The 20,274-nt window shown below is 60.8% G+C and carries 23 protein-coding genes; 9 read left to right on the forward strand and 14 right to left on the reverse strand.

Annotated features, from left to right (window positions below):
• Nucleotides 1–5 precede the first annotated feature (5 nt).
• Genes QZ522_RS00615 through QZ522_RS00625 form a run of 3 tightly spaced genes read right to left on the reverse strand, consistent with a single transcriptional unit; the run spans nucleotide 6 to nucleotide 2,814 of the window.
• Nucleotides 6–1,121 (reverse strand): exo-alpha-sialidase, encoded by a 1,116-nt coding sequence (locus QZ522_RS00615; RefSeq protein ID WP_294606408.1) that lies wholly within the window; start codon nucleotides 1,119–1,121, stop codon nucleotides 6–8.
• Nucleotide 1,122: 1 nt separating this feature from the next.
• Complete coding sequence (locus tag QZ522_RS00620; RefSeq protein ID WP_294606410.1) at nucleotides 1,123–2,106, reverse strand: NAD(P)H-quinone oxidoreductase; 984 nt, start codon at nucleotides 2,104–2,106, stop codon at nucleotides 1,123–1,125.
• Between the two features lie 18 nt (nucleotides 2,107–2,124).
• On the reverse strand, nucleotides 2,125–2,814 hold the full coding sequence (locus QZ522_RS00625) for a COQ9 family protein (RefSeq protein ID WP_294606412.1): 690 nt from the start codon (nucleotides 2,812–2,814) through the stop codon (nucleotides 2,125–2,127).
• A gap of 109 nt (nucleotides 2,815–2,923) precedes the next feature.
• On the opposite strand from QZ522_RS00625, the gene rpsU reads away from it, so the two are divergent.
• The gene (gene rpsU, locus QZ522_RS00630; protein WP_092835189.1) at nucleotides 2,924–3,130 is read left to right on the forward strand and encodes a 30S ribosomal protein S21; all 207 of its coding nucleotides are present in this window, start codon (nucleotides 2,924–2,926) and stop codon (nucleotides 3,128–3,130) included.
• Nucleotides 3,131–3,353: 223 nt separating this feature from the next.
• On the opposite strand, the gene QZ522_RS00635 is transcribed toward rpsU, so the two are convergent.
• The 5 genes from QZ522_RS00635 to QZ522_RS00655 form a co-directional block, all read right to left on the reverse strand.
• Nucleotides 3,354–3,542, reverse strand: coding sequence for a hypothetical protein (locus tag QZ522_RS00635; RefSeq protein WP_294606415.1), 189 nt, complete (start codon nucleotides 3,540–3,542; stop codon nucleotides 3,354–3,356).
• A 103-nt stretch (nucleotides 3,543–3,645) separates the two neighbouring features.
• The gene (locus tag QZ522_RS00640) at nucleotides 3,646–4,362 is read right to left on the reverse strand and encodes a gamma-glutamyl-gamma-aminobutyrate hydrolase family protein (RefSeq protein ID WP_294606417.1); all 717 of its coding nucleotides are present in this window, start codon (nucleotides 4,360–4,362) and stop codon (nucleotides 3,646–3,648) included.
• On the reverse strand, nucleotides 4,359–5,318 hold the full coding sequence (locus QZ522_RS00645) for an amidoligase family protein (protein WP_294606419.1): 960 nt from the start codon (nucleotides 5,316–5,318) through the stop codon (nucleotides 4,359–4,361). Before QZ522_RS00645 ends, QZ522_RS00640 begins: the two co-directional genes overlap by 4 nt.
• A gap of 78 nt (nucleotides 5,319–5,396) precedes the next feature.
• A complete protein-coding gene (gene rlmN / locus QZ522_RS00650) occupies nucleotides 5,397–6,578 on the reverse strand; it encodes a 23S rRNA (adenine(2503)-C(2))-methyltransferase RlmN (RefSeq protein WP_294606421.1) in 1,182 nt (393 codons plus the stop codon).
• Between the two features lie 103 nt (nucleotides 6,579–6,681).
• Complete coding sequence (locus tag QZ522_RS00655; protein ID WP_294606423.1) at nucleotides 6,682–7,263, reverse strand: DNA-3-methyladenine glycosylase I; 582 nt, start codon at nucleotides 7,261–7,263, stop codon at nucleotides 6,682–6,684.
• A gap of 112 nt (nucleotides 7,264–7,375) precedes the next feature.
• On the opposite strand from QZ522_RS00655, the gene QZ522_RS00660 reads away from it, so the two are divergent.
• The 3 genes from QZ522_RS00660 to phbB all read left to right on the forward strand — a co-directional run bounded on the left by QZ522_RS00660 (nucleotide 7,376) and on the right by phbB (nucleotide 10,436).
• Complete coding sequence (locus QZ522_RS00660) at nucleotides 7,376–8,212, forward strand: EAL domain-containing protein (RefSeq protein ID WP_294606425.1); 837 nt, start codon at nucleotides 7,376–7,378, stop codon at nucleotides 8,210–8,212.
• A 139-nt stretch (nucleotides 8,213–8,351) separates the two neighbouring features.
• Nucleotides 8,352–9,527, forward strand: a complete 1,176-nt coding sequence (locus QZ522_RS00665; RefSeq protein WP_294606427.1) for an acetyl-CoA C-acetyltransferase — start codon at nucleotides 8,352–8,354, stop codon at nucleotides 9,525–9,527.
• Between the two features lie 186 nt (nucleotides 9,528–9,713).
• Nucleotides 9,714–10,436 (forward strand): acetoacetyl-CoA reductase, encoded by a 723-nt coding sequence (phbB, locus tag QZ522_RS00670; RefSeq protein ID WP_294606429.1) that lies wholly within the window; start codon nucleotides 9,714–9,716, stop codon nucleotides 10,434–10,436.
• Nucleotides 10,437–10,614: 178 nt separating this feature from the next.
• Here phbB and QZ522_RS00675 read toward each other — a convergent pair whose 3' ends face one another.
• The 3 genes from QZ522_RS00675 to QZ522_RS00685 all read right to left on the reverse strand — a co-directional run bounded on the left by QZ522_RS00675 (nucleotide 10,615) and on the right by QZ522_RS00685 (nucleotide 11,878).
• The gene (locus QZ522_RS00675) at nucleotides 10,615–10,785 is read right to left on the reverse strand and encodes a DUF465 domain-containing protein (RefSeq protein ID WP_294606431.1); all 171 of its coding nucleotides are present in this window, start codon (nucleotides 10,783–10,785) and stop codon (nucleotides 10,615–10,617) included.
• Nucleotides 10,786–10,899: 114 nt separating this feature from the next.
• Complete coding sequence (locus QZ522_RS00680; protein WP_294606433.1) at nucleotides 10,900–11,673, reverse strand: methyltransferase; 774 nt, start codon at nucleotides 11,671–11,673, stop codon at nucleotides 10,900–10,902.
• Nucleotides 11,663–11,878, reverse strand: a complete 216-nt coding sequence (locus QZ522_RS00685; protein WP_294606435.1) for a DUF2007 domain-containing protein — start codon at nucleotides 11,876–11,878, stop codon at nucleotides 11,663–11,665. Before QZ522_RS00685 ends, QZ522_RS00680 begins: the two co-directional genes overlap by 11 nt.
• 56 nt (nucleotides 11,879–11,934) lie before the next feature.
• On the opposite strand from QZ522_RS00685, the gene QZ522_RS00690 reads away from it, so the two are divergent.
• Entirely contained in the window at nucleotides 11,935–12,936 is a 1,002-nt protein-coding gene (locus QZ522_RS00690) for a polyprenyl synthetase family protein (RefSeq protein WP_294606436.1), read from the forward strand.
• Here the strand turns inward: QZ522_RS00690 and QZ522_RS00695 are convergent.
• From QZ522_RS00695 to QZ522_RS00705, 3 genes are all read right to left on the reverse strand, one after another.
• A complete protein-coding gene (locus tag QZ522_RS00695; RefSeq protein ID WP_294606438.1) occupies nucleotides 12,933–13,766 on the reverse strand; it encodes a 4-(cytidine 5'-diphospho)-2-C-methyl-D-erythritol kinase in 834 nt (277 codons plus the stop codon). The two genes, QZ522_RS00690 and QZ522_RS00695, sit on opposite strands and share 4 nt — an antisense overlap.
• A complete protein-coding gene (locus QZ522_RS00700; RefSeq protein WP_294606440.1) occupies nucleotides 13,753–15,465 on the reverse strand; it encodes a tetratricopeptide repeat protein in 1,713 nt (570 codons plus the stop codon). Before QZ522_RS00700 ends, QZ522_RS00695 begins: the two co-directional genes overlap by 14 nt.
• A 110-nt stretch (nucleotides 15,466–15,575) precedes the next feature.
• Entirely contained in the window at nucleotides 15,576–17,225 is a 1,650-nt protein-coding gene (locus QZ522_RS00705) for an electron transfer flavoprotein-ubiquinone oxidoreductase (protein ID WP_294606442.1), read from the reverse strand.
• Between the two features lie 275 nt (nucleotides 17,226–17,500).
• Between QZ522_RS00705 and greA the strand changes: the two genes are divergently transcribed.
• The 4 genes from greA (at nucleotide 17,501) to QZ522_RS00725 (ending at nucleotide 20,222) form a co-directional block, all read left to right on the forward strand.
• Complete coding sequence (gene greA / locus QZ522_RS00710) at nucleotides 17,501–17,971, forward strand: transcription elongation factor GreA (RefSeq protein ID WP_294606444.1); 471 nt, start codon at nucleotides 17,501–17,503, stop codon at nucleotides 17,969–17,971.
• A 14-nt stretch (nucleotides 17,972–17,985) separates the two neighbouring features.
• A complete protein-coding gene (locus tag QZ522_RS00715; protein WP_294606446.1) occupies nucleotides 17,986–19,002 on the forward strand; it encodes a hypothetical protein in 1,017 nt (338 codons plus the stop codon).
• A 119-nt stretch (nucleotides 19,003–19,121) separates the two neighbouring features.
• Nucleotides 19,122–19,577: a universal stress protein gene (locus QZ522_RS00720; protein ID WP_294606450.1), complete on the forward strand. Its 456-nt coding sequence runs from the start codon at nucleotides 19,122–19,124 to the stop codon at nucleotides 19,575–19,577.
• An 81-nt stretch (nucleotides 19,578–19,658) separates the two neighbouring features.
• Nucleotides 19,659–20,222, forward strand: a complete 564-nt coding sequence (locus QZ522_RS00725; RefSeq protein WP_294606448.1) for a NifU family protein — start codon at nucleotides 19,659–19,661, stop codon at nucleotides 20,220–20,222.
• Nucleotides 20,223–20,274: the final 52 nt, after the last annotated feature.

A 20,274-nucleotide genomic window follows, 5' to 3' on the forward strand; every position in this document is an offset into this window, starting at 1 on the left:
CGCCCTCATTGCGCCAGCACCCAGGCCGCGTTGAACAGATGCACGCGGATGCCGCGCTTGCCATTGGTGGAATAGGTCAGGGCGATCTCGTCCCCGACCCGCGCCAGCATCGGATAGCGCAGCGCGCCCTCGCCGGTGAACCGGTGCAAGCTGCGCCAGCTTTCGCCCTCATCCTCGCTCAGCGCCAGCGTCAGTGCATCAAAGCGATCGGCCTCGTCATTCATTGCCATCACGATCCGCCCTACGCCAAGCGCCAGCGCCGCCACCGGCGCGCTCGGATTGGCGATCTCTAGGGCTTGCGCGCGCGACCAGCTTTGGCCGCCATCGCTGGTCCGGCTAAGCCAGAGGCATCCGCTGCGGTCAAAATCGCGCAGAAAGGCGACTGCGCGGCTCTGATCAAGCGGCACGATCATCGGCTGAATTGGCTTCACCCCGGTGCCGACCATCCGGCGCTGATCGCGGACCCGGCCGCGCGCGTCAAAGCGCACAAGCGCGCCATAGGTCGGACCCATTTCGAAATAGGCAGGCAAGGCGTGGCTACCATCGGCGTAGGCCACCATCGGCGATTTCACCAGAAACGAGCGGTTGAGAATCGGCGAGAGGTTGAGCTTGCTGGCCCGCACCGGCCCGCGCGGGCCCATTTCGACATCCGCGATTGCCGCCATGGCCCAGCCTCCGACCGAAACAGCAGTGGCATAGAGGCGCCCCGGCGCAGTATCGTTCTGAATGGTGTTGCCAAGCGTCACCACCAACTGGCGCGGCTCGAACGCCCGCGCAAGCGCGCCTCGGGTCAGATGGCGTTCGGGATCTGAGACCTGCCAGCCGTCACCCTCACGCGTCATATGCGCCGCGAAGATGTCGACATCCGGCTGCGCCTCGGCAGAGCCCTGGAACCAGATCACCGAAAAGCCGTGCGCATCCTGTAGGATCGCGGGCGCGTGGGCCTGCCCCTCTGGCGCGGTGTAGTCCAATACCGTTTCAAAGCGTGGCGCGCCCGCCTCGGGCATGGCCTCTGGCAAGGCGAACCGCCAGTCAAGCGCGACATCGCGCCGGATTGCCCAGAGGCTCAGGCACAGGCTCAGGCCCGCGAGCACCAGAATTGCCAGAGACGGCGCTGTCACCCTAGCCGACCTTCAGAACGATCTTGCCTATATGTCCGCTGGTTTCCATCCGGGCATGGGCCTTGGCCGCATCGGCCAGCGCAAATTCGGAATCCATCACCGGCGCGATCTTGCCCGCCTCAAGCAGTGGCCAGACATGGGTACGCAGCGCCTCGGCGATCCGCGCCTTGGCAAGGTCGCTTTGCGGGCGCAGGGTGCTTCCGGTGATCGTCAGACGGCGCATCATCACCGGGGCAAAGTTCAGCTCGACCTTCGGCCCCTGCAGGAAGGCGATCTGCACCAGCCGCCCGTCATCGGCGAGGGCCTTGACGTTGCGCGGCAGATAATCCCCACCGACCATATCCAGGATGACATCGGCCCCGCCCTCGGCGCGGATCACCTCGACGAAATCCTCGTTACGGTAATTGATCGCACGCTCGGCGCCGAGATCCTCGCAGACCTTGCATTTGTCATCCGACCCGGCTGTGGTGAAAACGCGCGCCCCGAATTCGCGCGCCAACTGAATGGCGGTGGTGCCGATACCGCTTGATCCGCCGTGGACGAGGAAACGCTCACCGGCCTTGAGGCCGCCGCGCTGGAACACGTTGGACCAGACGGTGAAACAGGTTTCGGGCAGGCAAGCCGCCTCTTTGAGGCCCATGCCGGACGGCACCGGAAGGCAATGCGCGGCGGGCGTGGCGACGTATTCGGCATATCCGCCGCCGGGCAATAGCGCGCAGACCTGATCGCCAGGGGCAAGCCCGCTTACACCGGCACCAAGGGCCACCACCTCGCCCGCGCCCTCAAGCCCCGGCAGATCGCTTGCGGTTGCGGGCGGGGCGTAAAGCCCGGCACGCTGAAGCGCATCGGGGCGGTTGACCCCGGCATAGGTCAGCTTGATCACCACCTCACCGGCACCCGGTTCGGGGCGGGGCCGGGTTGTGGGCACCAATACCTCGGGTCCGCCTGCACGGGTAATCTCAACCGCCTGCATCGTCTTTCTCATGTCTTTGATTCCTTTTGGTTATGTGGGGCCGTTCCAACGGCCCGGCATTCCAGTGCCCGCCCCGGTCTGCGGTGCGCGTATACGGCCCAAAACGCCAAGCGGGCCGGCCATCAGCCCCGCCACCAGGCGATTGCCGCGCGCCCGCGCCTTGATTTTCTCGATCGTCATCACATCCTCTATCCGGCGATCCAGAAACTCCCAGGTCCGGGCGTTGTCTTCGCTGTCATCGCCAAGCCAGTAGAGCACCGTCGCGCCGTAAACCCCCGAGAGCGTCGCGCGCTTGGTATACCAGTTCACGTCGTCCGAACTATCGCCGAGCGCCAGCCAGATCCGGTCGCAGGTCTGCCAGATCGCGCGGGCGCCATCGGCGGCATGGCTCGGTAGGGAAAACAGGGTCATGCCCCGGCGCACGAGCTCTTTGTCCTCGCCCGCCTCAAGGCGGGCGCGCACCGCAAAGGCGATCCGGTCGCGAAACCGCATGTCGTCAAGATCGGCGGCCTCAAGGCGGGCCAGCATCTCGTGATCACCCGCCTCGTGATAAGCCAACGCAAGATCGACGGCACCGCGCGGACAGATCGCCGCGACCAGCCCCGGTGCAATATCGGCGTCCTGCGCGGCGGCCCGCAATGTGGCCTCGCTCCAGCCGTCAAACGGCACATGCATCTTGGCCGCATCGAGCAATCGGGTCATCAAATCAGGGTCATCCATCGGCTTTTCCTCTTTGCTGAGCGCACACTAGACAAAACCGGGGTGCTTTGCTATACGGCGCCTTCCTGCAATCTATTGCAACTTTAACTTAGGAAGGTGGTGACACCACATGCAGGTTAGTGTTCGCGACAACAATGTCGATCAGGCGCTTCGTGCCCTGAAGAAAAAGCTGCAGCGTGAAGGCGTATTCCGCGAAATGAAGCTCAAGCAACATTTCGAGAAACCGTCCGAGAAAAAAGCGCGCGAGAAAGCTGAAGCGATTCGCCGTGCCCGTAAGCTGGCGCGTAAGAAAGCTCAGCGCGAAGGTATGGTCTAAGTACCGCGCAGGCAGTTTTTGCCGACACGGGGTTTTTGCATCCCGAAAAAAGATTATCGGTTTTCGGATCCGATGCGTAAGACTTTTTGACGACCCCCGGGCCTATGCTTCGGGGGTTTGTCGTTTTGGGGCCAACGTCACCGGGGGCCCTGCCCCCGTCGCGCGAGGCGCGACTCCCCCGGGATATTTGGTGCAAGAAGAAACCAGGTGGCTTTGGCCGGTCTCAAGTCAGCTGGCAGATCGGCGCACCGCGCAGCAAAGAGGTAACAAAGCGCCCCTCTGCCGTGTCGCGGATTGCATAACCATAGCCACGAAGACGGTGCTTCCATTCGCGTTCAGAGACCGCCAGGTGGCGCTCACGCATGACCATGTCGCGGATGCTTGCCGGGTTTTCGGTGTTCAAATGTTCCATCGTTTCCTGCCTCGTTACAATTAACCTTTGATGCAGGGATAGTTTACGCTTGTGGCGGCAATTGTGCTGAATTGTGGCGCAGTCAGGGTATTCCTGCGGCCGGTCACATGGTCGCATCGACGCCGGGCAATTGCGGTGCCGCATCGCGCCGTGCGGCGGCGGCGGCCACCAGAGCGCGGAAAATACCCATTTGACGGTGTGCATAGAACAGGTGTTCGGGATGCCATTGGACGCCTATGGCGAAGGGCTCTGACACTCTTTCGATCGCCTGGATCATACCGCCGGTGTCGCGCGCCGCCACCCGCAAACCACGGCCAAGCCGGTCGACCGCCTGAGAGTGCAGCGCGTTCACCTTCATCGGTGCCGCCCCCGCCACCCCGGCGAGTCGCGTGCCCGGTTCAAGACAGACGGTTTTGCGCGGCAGGATGGTGCGTATATGGTCGCTTGCGGCGTAGGTGGCATAGGCATCCTGATGCAGCGATCCGCCAAGCGCGATGTTGAGCATCTGGCTGCCGCGGCAAATGCCAAGCACCGGTTTGTTGCGCTCGAATGCCGCCAGCACCATATCGCGTTCAAGCCTGTCGCGATCCGGGTCAAGCCGCGCCGAGGTGACAATCCGCCCGCCATAAAGATCGGGCGAGATATCATCGCCACCGCCGATGATGATGCCATCCACAGCATCGATATCCGCCGCACGCCCGGCCATCCAGCGGAGCGGGCGACCGCCCGCCAGCCTGACATTCAGCGCGATCAGCGGATAGATTCGCCATCCCGAGCGACGCGATGTGGTCACCCCGATCAGAGGTTTGCGCGTGCTCATGCGGTGAGGATGTCCAGACCGGCCACCCCTAGGATCGTGCCGCAGCGCTCTGCCCAGCGCTTGCGGCTCAGCGTGACAAGGCCGTGGTCATCGTCCCAGGCCCTTGCCAGTTCGGTCAGGAGGTCAGCGTCCTGCGCCACGCGCTCGACCACAAGCCAGCGGTTCCATTCGTCGGCGATGGACCAACCAGCCTCGTCGATGCGGCAATCCGGCAGGCGGAAATGAAAGGTCGGGCGGGCCGATGTCTTGTCGGAAATCGCCGCCGCTATCCGGTCTGGGTAGAAATGCGCAAAGACCGGCAGCATATCGAGGCCGCGATTGCGGCTTGGCGTGTGTTTGAGATAAAGCCCGACAGCCTGATCAAGACTGGCCCCCGGCCCGGCGGCGATAAGTGCGCGCACGAATTCGGTCGGGTAGGGATCGGTGAAGGGCAACACCCTGCGCGACTCATCAATCGGGCTGGCGCTGCGCATCCAATCCTCGATCAGGGCATAGGCCAGAAGCGGGTGCACGATATCTTTGTCCTCTTCGCTGGCGATCTCGATATTGAGGTGCAGGCCAAAGCCAAAGAACCAACCCGCGCCGCTTCCCAATCCACCCGCCTCGCGCAGAGCGGCCCGAAGGTCATCAAGACGGCACAGCCCCGCATGATCCAGCGGCTCTGTCACGATTTCAACCGGGACCACCTCGCGGCCGATATCAAGTGCCAGATCACGCAGTTTGCTTTGCTGGGCGTTGCGCAGAAAGATATCAAGATAGATTTCGATCTGGCCGACATCGCTATCTTCAACCGTCCAGAACGGCCCGTCGCCCTGATGTGCCTTGCCACCCAATGTGTCGGCACAGGTGCGGGCAACGTCGGCCTCGTCCATGCCGCCAAGCTCGATCTCTACGCCGACAAGACGAGGTTTTCCCCTAGCGTTCAGCGGCTGGGGCAGACGGGCAAAATCGGACATAAAGGGTGTCACCTTTCACATAACGAGAGAGGGGCCTAACAGGCCAGCCAAAGCTCTGGGACACTGAGCCGAGTTTGGCTAGCCGCCTTGGCCTGTTTCCGCCTCGATTTCGCGCCGGGATTTGCGGGCGCGTTCGGTGGCTGACTTGAGCTGACCACAGGCGGCCATGATATCCTCGCCACGGGGGGTGCGGATCGGGCTTGCATAACCGGCCTTGTAGATGATGTCGGCAAAGGCGCGGATACGGTTGTTGGATGATCTCTCATAGGGAGCGCCGGGCCATTCGTTGAACGGGATAAGGTTGATCTTGGCCGGGATACCGTCGATCAGCCGGATAAGGCGGTGGGCATCGGCGTCACTGTCGTTCACGCCCTTGAGCATGACGTACTCAAAGGTAATCCGTTCGGAATTGCTGACCTTAGGATAGCTGCGCAGCGCCTCAAGCAGAACCTCGAGGTTCCATTTCTTGTTGATCGGCACAAGGCGGTCGCGCACGTCATCGGTGGTGGCGTGAAAGGAAATCGCCAACTGACAGCCGATTTCCTGCGCTGTGCGGGCAATTTCCGGCACCACACCCGAGGTCGACAGGGTGATGCGGCGGCGCGAGAGCTGTATGCCCTCGGGGTCCATCGCGATCTTCATCGCATCACGAACGTTTTCGAAATTATAAAGCGGCTCACCCATGCCCATCAGGACGATATTAGACAACAGCCGGGTTTCATCCTTGGGCGCGCCCGGCTCGGGCCACTCGTTCAGGTCGTCGCGCGCCATCATCACCTGGCCGATGATTTCCCCGGCAGTCAGGTTCCGCACCAGTTTCTGGGTGCCAGTGTGGCAGAACGAACAGGTCAGGGTACAGCCGACCTGCGAGGAAATGCAGAGCGTGCCGCGACTGTCCTCTGGGATATAGACCACCTCGACCTCGTGACCGCCCGCAATGCGCACAAGGTATTTGCGGGTGCCGTCTTCACTGACCTGCTTACTGACCACTTCGGGGATTTCGATCACGAAACTCTCGGCAAGCTCGGCGCGGAAGGCCTTGGACAGGTTGGTCATTTCGTTGAAATCACGCACGCCCCAGCCATAGATCCACTGCCAGATCTGGCCGACGCGCATCTTGGCCTGCTTTTCGGGCGTACCATGCGCGATAAGAACCTCGCGCATCTGATCGCGGGTCAGGCCGACAAGGTTTTTCGGCCCTTCGGGAAGCTTGCGGGGGATGGTAAGCACATCCTGTGTGATCGGGGCAGTCTGGGTCATGGTCATTCGCGCGATTAGGGTGAGGATGCATCCACATATAGGATTCGCGCGGGAATTACACACCTTTCCGGGGATTCGCCTGCGGATTACGGCCGGTGCCGCATCAGGGGCGCTTCAGCTCTCCAAGCTTCGCCACCGGTGCGTGACAGGGACAGGTGACCAGATGGTCATTGACCATGCCTACCGCCTGCATGAAGGCATAGACGATGGTCGGCCCGCAAAATTTGAATCCACGTTTCTTCAAATCTTTCGAAATTTTCACGGAAAGATCGGTCTGCGCAGGGACCTCTGACAGGGTTTTCCATGCGTTCTGAACAGGCTTGCCGCCGACATGATCCCAGAGATAGCGGTCGAACCCGCCCTCGGCTTCGATCTGTTGCCAGACGCGGGCATTTCCGATCGTTGCCTCGATCTTGCCGCGGTGGCGAATGATGCCGGGGTCAGCCAGCAGGCGGAGCACGTCCTCCTCGCCCCAGGTGGCAATGACATTCGGATCAAACCCTTGAAAAGCCAGGCGAAAATTTTCCCGCTTGCGCAGAATGGTAATCCAGCTCAATCCCGCCTGAAACCCGTCGAGGATAAGCTTTTCCCACAGGGCGCGGCTGTCATATTCGGGCACGCCCCAATCGGTATCGTGATACGCCTCATAGAGCGCATCCATCCCAACCCAGCCGCATCTTTCCATCGCGATCACACCCCTTTGATGAAACCCAAGCAAATACGTTTAAAATCAATCCATTAAGTTTTATTTAATCGAAATACCCCAGCTTGTGAAGCACGCTAATTCGGAGAAAAGCATGGGGCAAAAGAAAAAATGGGCTGACGTTCCGATCGGACAGGACAACCCGCTGACCTATGCCGTTACGACGCGGGACCGGTCGGTCATAGATATGGTCAATGAGGCGGTACAGCACAAACAGGTGATGCTCGCCTATCAGGCGGTTGTGCCTGCGGGCAGGCAAGGCAAACCCGCCTTTTACGAGGGGTTGATTCGCGTCCTTGACGAAACCGGCCGGATCATCCCGGCGCGGGAATTCATTGATGCGATAGAAGTGACAGAAACCGGTCGCATCATCGATTGTCTCGCCCTGGAAATGGGTCTCAAGACGCTGACGGAATACCCAGACCTGCGGTTGGCGATCAATATGTCGGCGCGCTCTATCGGGTATTCCCGCTGGATGCGTATTCTCAAGCGCCGGCTGGGTGAAGATCCGACAATAGCCGAACGGCTTATCCTCGAAATCACCGAAAGCTCGGCGATGCTGATACCGGAACTGGTGATCGGCTTCATGAACGAGTTGCAGCGCAAGGGAATCAGCTTTGCGCTGGATGACTTCGGCGCCGGATACACATCGTTCCGCTATCTCAAGGATTTCTATTTCGACATTCTCAAGATTGACGGACAGTTCATCCGCAATATCGCGAATGATGCCGACAATCAGGTGCTGACCGCCGCCCTGGCCAGTGTGGGTCAGCAATTCGATATGGTCACCGTCGCGGAAAGCGTCGAGAAACCGGCCGATGCGGATTACCTGACTGCGCTTGGGATTGATTGCCTTCAGGGGTATTACTTTGGCGCCCCCACGATAAGGCCGCCCTGGCTTGATAGTGCCCTTGACCAGGCCAGCGCTTGAATGTGACACTCCGTCCGTTGCCGCAATGCGGCATTTACGATATGACGCCGCGTAAAGGCAGAGACAGCTACGGGCGGCACAGTTGATGTGACGTCCCGCGCCCCCCCTCTGCCCTGGCATATCCTGGTGGAGGAAACACATGACCAACGTAGTAATCGCATCCGCAGCACGTACCGCTGTCGGGTCATTTGGCGGCGCTTTCGCCAACACACCCGCGCATGATCTGGGGGCTGCCGTTCTTGAGGCCGTCGTCGCCCGCGCCGGGATCGACAAATCCGAAGTCTCCGAGACAATTCTTGGTCAGGTCCTGACCGCCGCCCAGGGCCAGAACCCCGCACGTCAGGCGCATGTCAATGCTGGCCTGCCGATCGAAAGCTCTGCCTGGGGCATCAATCAGGTCTGTGGTTCAGGCCTGCGCGCCGTGGCGCTTGGCGCCCAGCACATCCAGCTTGGCGATGCCGCCATCGTTTGCGCCGGTGGTCAGGAAAACATGACGCTGAGCCCCCATGCCGCCAACCTGCGTGCGGGTCACAAGATGGGCGACATGAAATATATCGACACGATGATTCGCGACGGGCTTTGGGATGCCTTCAATGGCTATCACATGGGCCAGACCGCCGAGAACGTGGCAGATCAGTGGCAAATCACCCGCGACATGCAGGACGAATTCGCCGTCGGCAGCCAGAACAAGGCCGAAGCCGCACAGAAGGCCGGCAAGTTCGACGAAGAGGTGATCGCCTTTACCGTCAAGACCCGCAAGGGCGACATCGTGGTCGACAAGGATGAGTACATCCGCCACGGCGCCACTCTGGAAGCGATGCAGAAAATGCGTCCGGCCTTTACCAAGGACGGGTCCGTCACTGCGGCCAATGCGTCGGGATTGAATGACGGCGCCGCCGCCACCCTGTTGATGAGTGCGGATGAAGCCGAAAAGCGCGGCATCGAACCGCTGGCACGCATCGCGTCCTACGCCACCGCCGGCCTTGATCCGTCGGTCATGGGCGTGGGCCCGATCCATGCCTCGCGCAAAGCCCTGGACAAAGCAGGCTGGTCGGTTGGCGATCTGGACCTCGTCGAAGCCAACGAAGCCTTTGCCGCACAGGCCTGCGCCGTCAACAAAGAGATGGGCTGGGATCCGGCGATCGTGAACGTCAATGGCGGCGCGATTGCGATTGGCCATCCGATCGGCGCCTCGGGCTGTCGGGTTCTGAACACCCTGCTGTTCGAAATGAAGCGTCGCGGCGCCAAAAAAGGCCTCGCCACGCTATGCATCGGCGGCGGCATGGGTGTCGCGCTCTGTGTCGAACGCCCCTGAGCCGCAGGTCCGGCTTGCGATTCGCATTGAACGGGGCGCCTGAAACGGCGCCCCTTTTTTAAGATCCCAAACAACCCCCAAGCGAAGCTCAACGGATCACGCAGATTTTATCGCGCAATAATGTTGCGCACCTGACCGCACAATAGTAATCAAGTTACCGATACATAAGCCAGATTGGAGGACACCATGGCAAGAACTGCACTCGTCACCGGCGGATCACGCGGGATCGGCGCCGCGATTTCAAAAGCGCTCAAGGCCGAAGGCTATACCGTCGCCGCGACCTATGCCGGAAATGATGAGGCCGCCGCAGCCTTCACTGCCGAGACCGGCATTCAGACCTACAAATGGGACGTCGCCGATTATGACGCCTCCAAGGCCGGAATTGAAAAGGTCGAAGCCGAACTTGGCCCGATCGACGTGGTTGTAGCAAACGCCGGGATCACGCGCGATGCACCCTTCCACAAAATGACACCGGATCAGTGGAAACAGGTGATCGACACCAATCTGACCGGCGTTTTCAACACCGTTCACCCGGTTTGGCCGGGCATGCGCGAGCGCGGCTTTGGCCGGATCGTGGTAATTTCCTCGATCAACGGTCAAAAGGGTCAGTTCGGCCAGGTCAACTATGCCGCCACCAAGGCCGGCGATCTTGGCATTGTCAAATCCCTGGCCCAGGAAGGCGCGGCCAAAGGCATCACCGCCAACGCCGTCTGCCCGGGCTACATCGCGACCGAAATGGTCATGGCCGTGCCTGAAAAAGTGCGTGACATGATCATTGGCAACATCCCGGCGGGCCGTCTGGGCGAACCCGAGGAAATCGCACGGTGCGTCACCTTCCTTGCGTCGGATGATGCCAGCTTTATCAACGGGTCGACCATTTCGGCCAACGGCGCACAATTCTTCGTCTGATACGCCAGACGATCACCGCAACGTAACATGCAAAAGGGCCGGTCCATGCGACCGGCCCTTTTTCATCAAAGCAATTACCCGTTTCGTCGCTCTTGCGTGATCATCGGCTATACTCCTCACTCCCCTGCCGACCAATAGCGGACAGCAGGGCAAGGCAAGCGATGTTGCGACGCGGCGATCAGGCGGTCTCAGACAGCCTTTCGATCTCTTCCTTCAATCGCAGTTTTTGTTTCTTGAGTTCCGCAATTTCCAAATTGCTGGTGCCTGGGGCACGTTGTGCCGCTTCCACCTGTTCCGAGAGAGTCATATGTTTTTTCTTCAGTTCCTCGATATGTGAACTCAAGCTCATGGGCCGTCTCCTCTTCGGTTTGAAATGAACACCCCCACTGCATCACAGTTTCACAAATCTGTCACGCTGCGCACGCAAAATAAGCGGGATTTTTCCGATAGAATTTTCCCGAAATCATTTGGGGAAAGGCAGGGCCCCAGCGTTTCTCAGCACCGAAGCCGTTGCAGCCGTGTAATTTTCACCGTCCTGCCCGTGCTCTGCCCCCTCATGCAAGAGCCAGCCATCATGCAGACGAAAGCCCGCGCGCCCCCCCTTGCGCCCGCGCAAGAGCACAAGGCGCGCGGCGCGACCGCGCCGGGGAATCAGCGCAAGCACCTCGATACTCCCAAGATACGCCACCGCCGCAACCAACAAATCCGGCAATCGTTCTGCCCGCTGGATAAAGGTCACGGTGCCTTTCGGGGCCGCCCGCCGCGCCGCAGCCCTGACCCAATCGGCCAGTGGCAGGTCTTCTCCCATCGCCACCTCACGCCCGGCATCGCGCGCCGCAGTGCTGTGGCGACGGTCGAAATAGGGCGGGTTGGCGATGACATGATCAAACTGCCGCTGGCGCAGGGCGTCGGGCATCTGAGCCAGATCGCCGGTCATGACCTCAAGCGCCAGATCATTGGCCTCGGCATTGCGGCGCGCCAGATCGGCATAGGCCGGTTGCACCTCAAGCCCGGTCAGCGACACCCCTGGCACCCGCGCCGCAAGGCACAGTCCCGCAACACCGCCGCCACACCCGAGATCCAGCACCCTGTCGCCCGCACGGGCCGGTACGCTGGCGGCCAAAAGAACCGGGTCAACCCCGGCGCGATAACCGTCTTTCGGTTGGGCAATCACCAGGCGCCCGCCAAGGAAAGCATCTTGGCTTAACTCGGAGGCATCAAAGCGCTCACGCCTCAAGGTCAAATCCGTTGTCGATCAGGGTCACGCGCGCCGCATCAAGGTCGTGGTCGGCCACCATCAGGCGACGCGGGAAAATACCGATTGATCCTTCAAGGCTGCTCATATTTACGTCTATTTCAAAGCAGTCTATACCCTCGCCCTGAAGCAGGGCCTGCGCAAAGGCGATGGACGTCAGATCATTCGTGCGTAAAAGCTGTTTCATGGAAATGACATAAGGACACCACGGCCGATTTGTCGAGTGGTGTTGACAGGAGTGTTATGGGATTGGATCAAGCCGCCACCAAACCGCACGAACAGCTGGCCGCGCATCTGGCGGGCAAGATGGAGGCGGTGAATACCCTGATCCGGGCTCGCATGGCCTCGCGTCATGCGCCGCGTATTCCGCAGGTCACCGCGCATCTGGTCGAGGCGGGCGGCAAGCGTCTGCGCCCGATGCTGACGCTGGCGGCAGCGGACATGTGTGGCTATGGCGGCGAATATGACGTGCATCTGGCAGCCACGGTCGAGTTCATTCACACCGCCACGCTTTTGCATGACGACGTGGTGGATGAAAGCGCCCAGCGGCGCGGGCGACCCACCGCCAACCTGCTCTGGGACAATAAATCAAGCGTTCTGGTTGGCGACTATCTGTTTTCGCGCGCGTTTCAATTGATGGTCGAGCCGGGCTCGCTTCGGGTTCTGGATATCCTGGCCAATGCCTCGGCCACGATCGCCGAGGGCGAAGTGCTTCAACTTACGGCCGCGCAGGATCTGGCCACCACAGAAGAGATTTACCTGCAAGTGGTGCGCGGCAAGACCGCTGCGCTGTTTTCCGCAGCCACCGAAGTCGGCGGCGTGATCGCCGCTGCGCCCGAAGAGCAGGTTCAGGCGCTCTTCGATTATGGAGATGCCCTTGGGATCGCCTTTCAGATCGTCGATGATCTTCTGGATTATCAGGGCGACACCAAGGCGACCGGCAAGAATGTCGGCGACGATTTTCGTGAACGTAAGCTGACCCTGCCGGTGATCAAGGCGATTGCCGCCGCCGATACCGAAGAGCGCGCGTTCTGGAAACGGGTGATCGAAAAGGGCGATCAGCGCGAGGGTGATCTTGATCACGCGCTTGGCCTGTTGCACGCCCATGGCGCGCTTGACCGGACCCGGCAAGAGGCGCTTGAATGGGCAACGCGGGCCAAGACCGCATTGGCCACCCTGCCCGAGCATCCAGTGCGCAAGATGCTTCTTGACCTGGCGGATTACGTGGTGGCGCGCATCAACTAGCCCGCATTGAGACAGGTCGCCCTGACCCACCAGCCGGGGCAATCCTCCGCCAGCCGTCCGGCGGCGGCGGCGGCATGTTCGTCGCTGTCGTAAAGCCCGAAACAGGTGGCGCCAGACCCAGACATGCGCGCCAACTGGCATCCCGGCGTATCAAGCAGGGTATCGAGAACCTCTGCGATAATCGGCTCTGCGGCGATGGCCGGGCCTTGCAGGTCATTGCGCTGAGTGGCCAGCCAGGCAATGAAATCGGCGGGTTCCGACCATTCCGGCAAAGGGTCCGGCATCGCCGGATTGTCGCGCTGTTCCAGCCCGGCAAAGACCGTCGGCGTCGCCACCGGCACACGCGGATTGACAAGAATCGCATGAAGCGGCGGCACCCCGGCCAGCGGGATCACATCCTCGCCAATGCCTCGCATCCGCGCCGCGCCGGTCAAAAGGCACACCGGCACATCCGCCCCAAGTGACAGCACATCACGCGGCAGCGCCACATCCGCCATTTCGGCCAGCGCGCGCAGTGTGGCGGCCGCATCGCTTGACCCGCCGCCGATCCCGGCGGCCGAAGGCAGATGCTTTTCAAGAGTGATATCGGCACACTGGCCGATCAGGGCGGCGGCCTTCATCACCAGGTTGTCGGCATCCGCCGGAACCCCCGCCGCCATCGGACCGGCGACCGTCAGGCGGGTTACCGTGGCGGGGCGAACAGTGATCCGGTCACCGAAATCGGCAAAGACCACAAGCGAATCGAGAAGGTGATATCCGTCATTCCGCCGACCTGTCACATGCAGGGTCAGATTGACCTTGGCCGGTGCAATCCCCTCAACCACCGTCATTCACGACCTTCAGGGCTGGCGCGCCTTCGTCCGCCAGCACCTTGTCCAGGCCGACCTCAAGCTTGGCACGGATACGGTCGGCATCCACATCCGCGGAGGGCGTGCTATCGTGCAGCGACAGGGCGCGGCGCCATTGAAAGCGCGCCTCGACCTTGCGGTCCACAGCCCAGAGAACATCGCCCAGATGATCGTTGACCACCGGATCGACCGCCATCAGCTCGGCAGCACGCTCCATATGAATGATCGCCTCGTCATAGCGGCCCATGCGGTAGAGAACCCAGCCAAGTGAATCGACGATATAGCCGCTGTCGGGCTGGGCGGCGACCGCACGCTCGATCATATCCAGCGCCTCATCAAGATTGATCTGCTTTTCCACCATAGAGTAGCCAAGATAATTCAGCACCTGCGGATGACCGGGGTTGAGCTCAAGCGCGCGGCGGAAATCAGTCTCGGCCATTTCCCAGTTATCCAGCCGCTCATGGCTTATGGCACGCGCATAATGCACGAACCACTGGTCGGTGTCGCGCTTGGCATAAAGTGCAAGCGCCTTGTCATAGGCGGCAACGGCGGCGGCGAAATTTTCAAGCTCACGGTAAAGATCACCGGTCGCGACATGCACCGTCGGCAAGTCGGGATAGGTCTGCGCCAACTGTTCAAGCACCTCGATGGCGGCATCTGTCCGGCCTGCCCGACGCAACACATCGCTGCGCCCAAGTTCGGCGGCATGAAAAGACGGATGATCGCGCGGCACTTTCTTGAAGGCCGCGATTGCCAAATCATGGCGATCCATCTGTTCCAGAAGCTCGGCAGTCATGATCACCGCGTCGATGTGATCGGGCTTGATTGCCTCGGCAACGCGGGAATAAAGCAGGATGTATTCGTCGTTGGCCTCTTGCATCAGGGCGCGGCCGAGCGAATAGAACACCTCGGCAATGCCATCACCGGCATTGGTGATCTGTGTGAATGGAATGGCGTTTCCGGCCACAAGACCGGCGCGCAGCGCGGCGATTTCGGGGTCAAGATCGCTGCCGAAGGTATCGTCAATCACGGCAATGGCGCGGTCCTGCGCCTCAAGTTGGCTCAGGACCTCGGCCCAGGCGATCACCCCGCGACGTGTGCGTTGCATCGGGCCGTCAGCCTCGCCGGAGAATACCTTGTCGGCGCCTTCGAAATCACCGACCGAGGCCAGGGCAAGCGCCTTGTGATAAATCGCAAAGCTGTGCAATCCGCGTTCTTCGGCCACGCTGTCAAAGCGTTCAAGCGCGGCCGTCATATCGCCCTTGCCCAAGTACGCCCAGGCCGCGATCAGCCCATCGGCCAGCGCCCCGACGCCACGATCGTCCTGAACGCGCGTCAGGATCGCATCATAGGCCTCTTTGCGGGTCTCGTCCGCCAAAAGCGCCATTTGCGCCACCTGGCTGCGCAACCCGTCGCTCTCGATCTTGCGGGCGATGGCGACGGCGCGGTCAAGCTGCCCAAGCGCAAGATAGGCGATGGTCGCATTCTCAAGAATGGCGGGATTGGACGGGTCCTTGGTCAGAACCTGCGCATAGTATTGCGCGGCGGCGGCAAAGTCGCCCTGATAGCGGGCCTGACGCGCGGCCAGATAGGCGCCAGAGGGCTCTGACGCCAGAACCGGCAGCGTGGTAACCTGCAAAACAGCGGTGAGTGCAAGGACCGAAAGAGATTTGATTTTCACGCTGAGCTGCCCTTTTTATCCGAATTTGGATCAAAGGTAATATGCCAGCCCCGCCAAGGCAATGCGGCGCGGCCCATTTGCCGCGCCGCCGCCTGTCAATCACGCGATGGTTACATATTGGGATAATTCGGCCCGTCACCGCCCTGCGGGGTGACCCAGTTGATATTCTGGCTGGGGTCCTTGATATCGCAGGTTTTACAATGCACGCAGTTCTGAAAGTTGATGACGAAACGCGGATCCTTGCCCTCTTCGCGCACCACCTCGTAAACGCCCGCCGGGCAATAGCGCTGTGCCGGTTCGTCATAGGTCGGCAGGTTCACGCCGATCGGCACCGACTCGTCCTTGAGCTGGAGATGCGCCGGCTGGCTTTCCTCGTGATTGGTAAAGGAAAACGCCACATTGGTGAGCCGGTCAAAGCTTAGCTTGCCATCGGGTTTCGGGTAATCAATCGGCTTGTGCTTGGCGGCCGGTTCGGTCGCGGCGGCATCGGTCTTGCCGTGCCGCAGCGTGCCCAGAAGCGAAAACCCAAAGGTGTTGGTCCACATGTCGAACCCGCCGAGCCCAAGCGAGGTGAGCAGACCGAATTTCGACCAGAGCGGCTTGACGTTACGCACCTTCTTGAGGTCCTTGCCGATGGCGCCGCCGCGAACCTCGGCTTCGTAATCGCTCAGCTCATCGCTAGTGCGACCAGCCGCCAGCGCGGCATGCGCGGCCTCGGCTGCGGCCTTGCCCGAGAGCATGGCGTTGTGGTTGCCCTTGATGCGCGGCACGTTGACCATGCCCACCGAACAGCCCAGAAGCGCGACACCCGGCGCCACCATTTTCGGCATCGACTGATACCCGCCCTCGGAAATCGCACGCGCGCCATAAGCCACGCGCTTGCCCCCCTTGAGAAGGTCGGCAACCATCGGGTGATGCTTGAAACGCTGGAATTCCATGTAAGGGAAAAGATGCGGGTTCTTGTAGTTCAAATGAACCACGAAGCCGACATAAACCTGATTATTCTCAAGGTGATAGATGAAAGATCCACCGCCAGCGTTCTTGCCAAGCGGCCAGCCCATGGTGTGGGTGACCGTACCCTCGCGATGCTTGTCGGGGTCGATTTCCCAGATTTCCTTCATGCCAAGGCCGAATTTCTGCGGCTCGTGCCCCTTGGAGAGATCGTATTTGGCGATCACCTCCTTGGCGAGCGACCCGCGTACACCCTCAGAGAGGAAAACATATTTGCCGTGCAATTCCATGCCCGGCTCATAGTTCGGGCCTTCGGTGCCATCGGGGTTCTTGCCAAACTCACCGGCCACCACGCCCTTGACGCCGCCATTCTCGTCATAGACCAGTTCAGAGCACGACATGCCCGGAAAGATTTCAACGCCAAGCTCTTCGGCCTGTTCCGCCATCCAGCGACAGACATTGCCCATGCTGACGATGTAATTGCCATGATTGTTCATCAGCGGCGGCATCGGAAAGTTCGGCACGCGGATTTTGCCGCCCTCGCCCAGCATGTAAAAGTTGTCCTCTTTCACCGGCGTGTTGAGCGGCGCGCCCTTTGCCTTCCAGTCGGGGATAAGCGCATCAAGGCCGCTCGGATCAAGCACCGCCCCCGACAGGATATGCGCGCCCACCTCACTGCCCTTTTCAAGCAGGACGACCGCACAATCGGGATCAAGCTGCTTGAGCCGGATCGCAGCAGAAAGACCCGCCGGGCCTGCCCCTACGATCACGACATCATATTCCATCGCTTCGCGCGTCACATCCGTCATTGACCTTATCCTTTTTGCGATGTGCGCCCAGCAATGACCTGCGCGCAATAAAGTTCCGACGTGAGTATCGTGTCCGCAGGTTCAGCGTCAATTGAAACACGACGTAAAATCGGCTGAAAAGCGGCAAATTTTGCCGTATCGGCACCCGAATGTGCAGGCGGCTCCTATAACCTATTGCAATCTGACCGGGGCTTCGGGCAATCTGGCGTCAAATCTGATGATTGACATGACGGGGCCTGCTTTGCGCGGCCCCGCTTTAACAATGGACGAGTGCAATGGAAAAGATCCCGATGACCGCCGGCGGCCATGCCGCGCTAGAGGTCGAGCTGAAACAGCTGAAGTCCGTTGAACGGCCCGCGATCATCCGCGCCATCGCCGAGGCGCGCGAGCATGGCGACCTTTCGGAAAATGCCGAATATCACTCGGCCAAGGAAAAGCAGTCCTTCATCGAGGGGCGCATCAAGGAACTGGAAGGCATCCTGAGCCTGGCCGAGGTGATCGACCCTGCGAAATTGTCGGGCACCATCAAGTTTGGCGCGACCGTTACCCTGGTGGACGAGGATACCGACGAGGAAAAGACCTATCAGATCGTCGGCGAACACGAGGCCAGCATCGAAAACGGGCTTTTGAACATAAAGTCGCCGATTGCCCGCGCCCTGATCGGCAAGGAAGAAGGCGATAGCGTCGAAGTGCGCACTCCTGGTGGTGATCGCGCCTATGAAGTGTTAAAGGTTGCCTTTATCTGACGGGCAAAAATCTCATGCTTCCTCGCAACAACACGCCTGGCCCCCTGAAAGGCGGCGCCGCCAAACCCCGGAAGGAACAGATCACAGCCTTCGAAATGATCGCCGTGGTTCTGTCGCTGGTTTGGCTGATGGGCACGGCATTGTTTTTCCTGGTGTTTACGCCAGGTGGCGAAGCGGGCGGAAGTGCCCTGCATTTCGTAATCGTGCTGATCGCGGTTTTCATGCCGGTGGCGATGATCTGGGTCGGGGCCACGGCGGCGCGCGCAAGCCGGGTCATGCGCGAGGAAAGCCAGCGCCTGCGGGCCGCGATTGACGCCATCCGCCAGGCCTATCTCAGCCAGAACCAATCAGGCGGCTTTGTGATGGAAACCTCGGTCAATCAAAAGCTGGATGAAATCGCCGCCGCACAACGCAAGACCGAAACCGCGCTGACCATCTTTTCAAGCACCCGCGTCGGTCAGCCGGAACCGCGCAGCATGATGGCCCCGCCCAAAGAGCAGACCGACCCCGATGATCAGGTCGCCCTGCCGCTTGGCACCCCGGCCGAGGATATGCTGCCGCCGCTTGAGCGCCCCGATTTCATCCGCGCGCTCAACTTTCCCGACAATCCCGAGGACAAGATCGGGTTTGCCGCCCTGCGCCGCGCGCTCAAGGATCGGCCCACCGCACAGCTTATTCGCGCCGCGCAGGATATCCTGACGCTGATGTCGCATGACGGAATTTACATGGACGATCTGCGCCCCGACATGGCGCGGCCTGAAATCTGGCGCCGGTTTGCCGCCGGTGAACGCGGCCGCACGGTGGCCGCCCTTGGGGGCGTGCGTGATCGCTCGTCGCTTGCGCTGACCGCAGCGCGGATGAAGCAGGATGCGATCTATCGCGATGCCGCACATCACTTTTTGCGGCTGTTTGACCGGATGTTCACCCAATTCGCCGAGACCGCCAGCGACAGCGAGATTTCCGAACTGTCAGAAACCCGCACCGCGAGGGCCTTCATGCTGTTGGGCCGGGTCGCGGGGACTTTCGACTAAACTCCGGCCTCCAAGCACGACGCCAACGGCGCAATCACCTGCGGGCCGACCGCCTGAAACGGTTCTTGCTAGGCTACGGAATTGCCGTCATGATGACGCGCAATTGGGAGAGTGTGAAAATGCGCAAGTTTCTCGTCGTGCTGGATGACAGCCGCGAATGTCTGAACGCCATGCGGTTTGCCGCCATGCGGGCGGCCCATACCCAAGCCGGGGTTGAAATTCTGGCGGTGATTCCGCCCGAGGAATTCAACCATTGGATTGGCGTGGGCGATATCATGCGCGAAGAACAGCGCGAGCGGATCGAGGCGCATTTTCAGGTCTTTGCCAAATGGATGCGCGACAAGCAGGGGATCGACCCCGAGCTTGTGATCCGCGAGGGCGAGCCCACCGATGAAATCATCGCCCAGGTTCGGGACGATCCGGAAATCGGCGTTCTGGTTCTGGGCGCGGCCACCGGCAAGAAAGGCCCCGGCCCCCTGGTGACACAGCTGACCAAGACGGCGGGGTCACTGCCGATTCCGATCACTATCGTGCCGGGCGATCTGTCGAAAGAACGACTCGAAGCCATCACCTGAGGCAACAGTTTAGAATCGTTCCAAACCTTGACAGACTGCGCCACGGCGCTCATATCAGAGCCATACACGAAAGGTGCCGCCATGTTCATCCAGACCGAATCCACGCCCAATCCGGCAACTTTGAAATTCCTGCCCGGCCAGACGGTTCTGGATGCGGGCACGGCTGACTTTCCCTCCGCCGAGGCCGCGACCAAATCGCCTCTGGCGACCCGGATATTTGCCGTGAGCGGCGTGACCGGCGTCTTCTTTGGCAATGATTTCGTGACCGTCACCAAAGGCGACTCGGTGGAATGGGATCACATCAAGCCCGCAATTCTCGGCGCGGTGATGGAACACTACCAATCCGGCCAGCCGGTCATTGACGAAGGAACGCAGCAGGCCTCGGCCCATGCGGAACACACCGGCGAGGACGGCGAGATCGTCACCCAGATCAAGGAACTGCTGGACAGTCGCGTGCGGCCCGCCGTGGCGCAGGACGGTGGGGACATCACATTCCATGGCTTTGACCGCGGGGTTGTCTACCTTCACATGCAGGGCGCCTGTGCAGGCTGCCCCTCGTCCACCCTGACGCTGAAGATGGGGATCGAGAACCTGCTGCGCCACTACATCCCCGAAGTGACCGAGGTTCGCCCCGTTGCCGTCTGAACCACTGATACTGGGATTTGACACATCGGCCGCGCATTGCGCGGCCGCTTTG

Origin of the sequence: uncultured Roseovarius sp., from assembly GCF_913054395.1 — a bacterium.
Lineage (GTDB): Bacteria > Pseudomonadota > Alphaproteobacteria > Rhodobacterales > Rhodobacteraceae > Roseovarius.

Coding starts and splice junctions, on each gene's coding strand:
- QZ522_RS00620 (WP_294606410.1), bottom strand. CDS start 2,106: ATGAGAAAGACGATGCAGGCGGTTGAGATTACCCGTGCAGGCGGACCC.
- QZ522_RS00625 (WP_294606412.1), bottom strand. CDS start 2,814: ATGGATGACCCTGATTTGATGACCCGATTGCTCGATGCGGCCAAGATG.
- rpsU (WP_092835189.1), top strand. CDS start 2,924: ATGCAGGTTAGTGTTCGCGACAACAATGTCGATCAGGCGCTTCGTGCC.
- QZ522_RS00635 (WP_294606415.1), bottom strand. CDS start 3,542: ATGGAACATTTGAACACCGAAAACCCGGCAAGCATCCGCGACATGGTC.
- QZ522_RS00640 (WP_294606417.1), bottom strand. CDS start 4,362: ATGAGCACGCGCAAACCTCTGATCGGGGTGACCACATCGCGTCGCTCG.
- QZ522_RS00645 (WP_294606419.1), bottom strand. CDS start 5,318: ATGTCCGATTTTGCCCGTCTGCCCCAGCCGCTGAACGCTAGGGGAAAA.
- rlmN (WP_294606421.1), bottom strand. CDS start 6,578: ATGACCCAGACTGCCCCGATCACACAGGATGTGCTTACCATCCCCCGC.
- QZ522_RS00655 (WP_294606423.1), bottom strand. CDS start 7,263: ATGGAAAGATGCGGCTGGGTTGGGATGGATGCGCTCTATGAGGCGTAT.
- QZ522_RS00660 (WP_294606425.1), top strand. CDS start 7,376: ATGGGGCAAAAGAAAAAATGGGCTGACGTTCCGATCGGACAGGACAAC.
- QZ522_RS00665 (WP_294606427.1), top strand. CDS start 8,352: ATGACCAACGTAGTAATCGCATCCGCAGCACGTACCGCTGTCGGGTCA.
- phbB (WP_294606429.1), top strand. CDS start 9,714: ATGGCAAGAACTGCACTCGTCACCGGCGGATCACGCGGGATCGGCGCC.
- QZ522_RS00675 (WP_294606431.1), bottom strand. CDS start 10,785: ATGAGCTTGAGTTCACATATCGAGGAACTGAAGAAAAAACATATGACT.
- QZ522_RS00685 (WP_294606435.1), bottom strand. CDS start 11,878: ATGAAACAGCTTTTACGCACGAATGATCTGACGTCCATCGCCTTTGCG.
- QZ522_RS00690 (WP_294606436.1), top strand. CDS start 11,935: ATGGGATTGGATCAAGCCGCCACCAAACCGCACGAACAGCTGGCCGCG.
- QZ522_RS00695 (WP_294606438.1), bottom strand. CDS start 13,766: ATGACGGTGGTTGAGGGGATTGCACCGGCCAAGGTCAATCTGACCCTG.
- QZ522_RS00705 (WP_294606442.1), bottom strand. CDS start 17,225: ATGACGGATGTGACGCGCGAAGCGATGGAATATGATGTCGTGATCGTA.
- greA (WP_294606444.1), top strand. CDS start 17,501: ATGGAAAAGATCCCGATGACCGCCGGCGGCCATGCCGCGCTAGAGGTC.
- QZ522_RS00715 (WP_294606446.1), top strand. CDS start 17,986: ATGCTTCCTCGCAACAACACGCCTGGCCCCCTGAAAGGCGGCGCCGCC.
- QZ522_RS00720 (WP_294606450.1), top strand. CDS start 19,122: ATGCGCAAGTTTCTCGTCGTGCTGGATGACAGCCGCGAATGTCTGAAC.
- QZ522_RS00725 (WP_294606448.1), top strand. CDS start 19,659: ATGTTCATCCAGACCGAATCCACGCCCAATCCGGCAACTTTGAAATTC.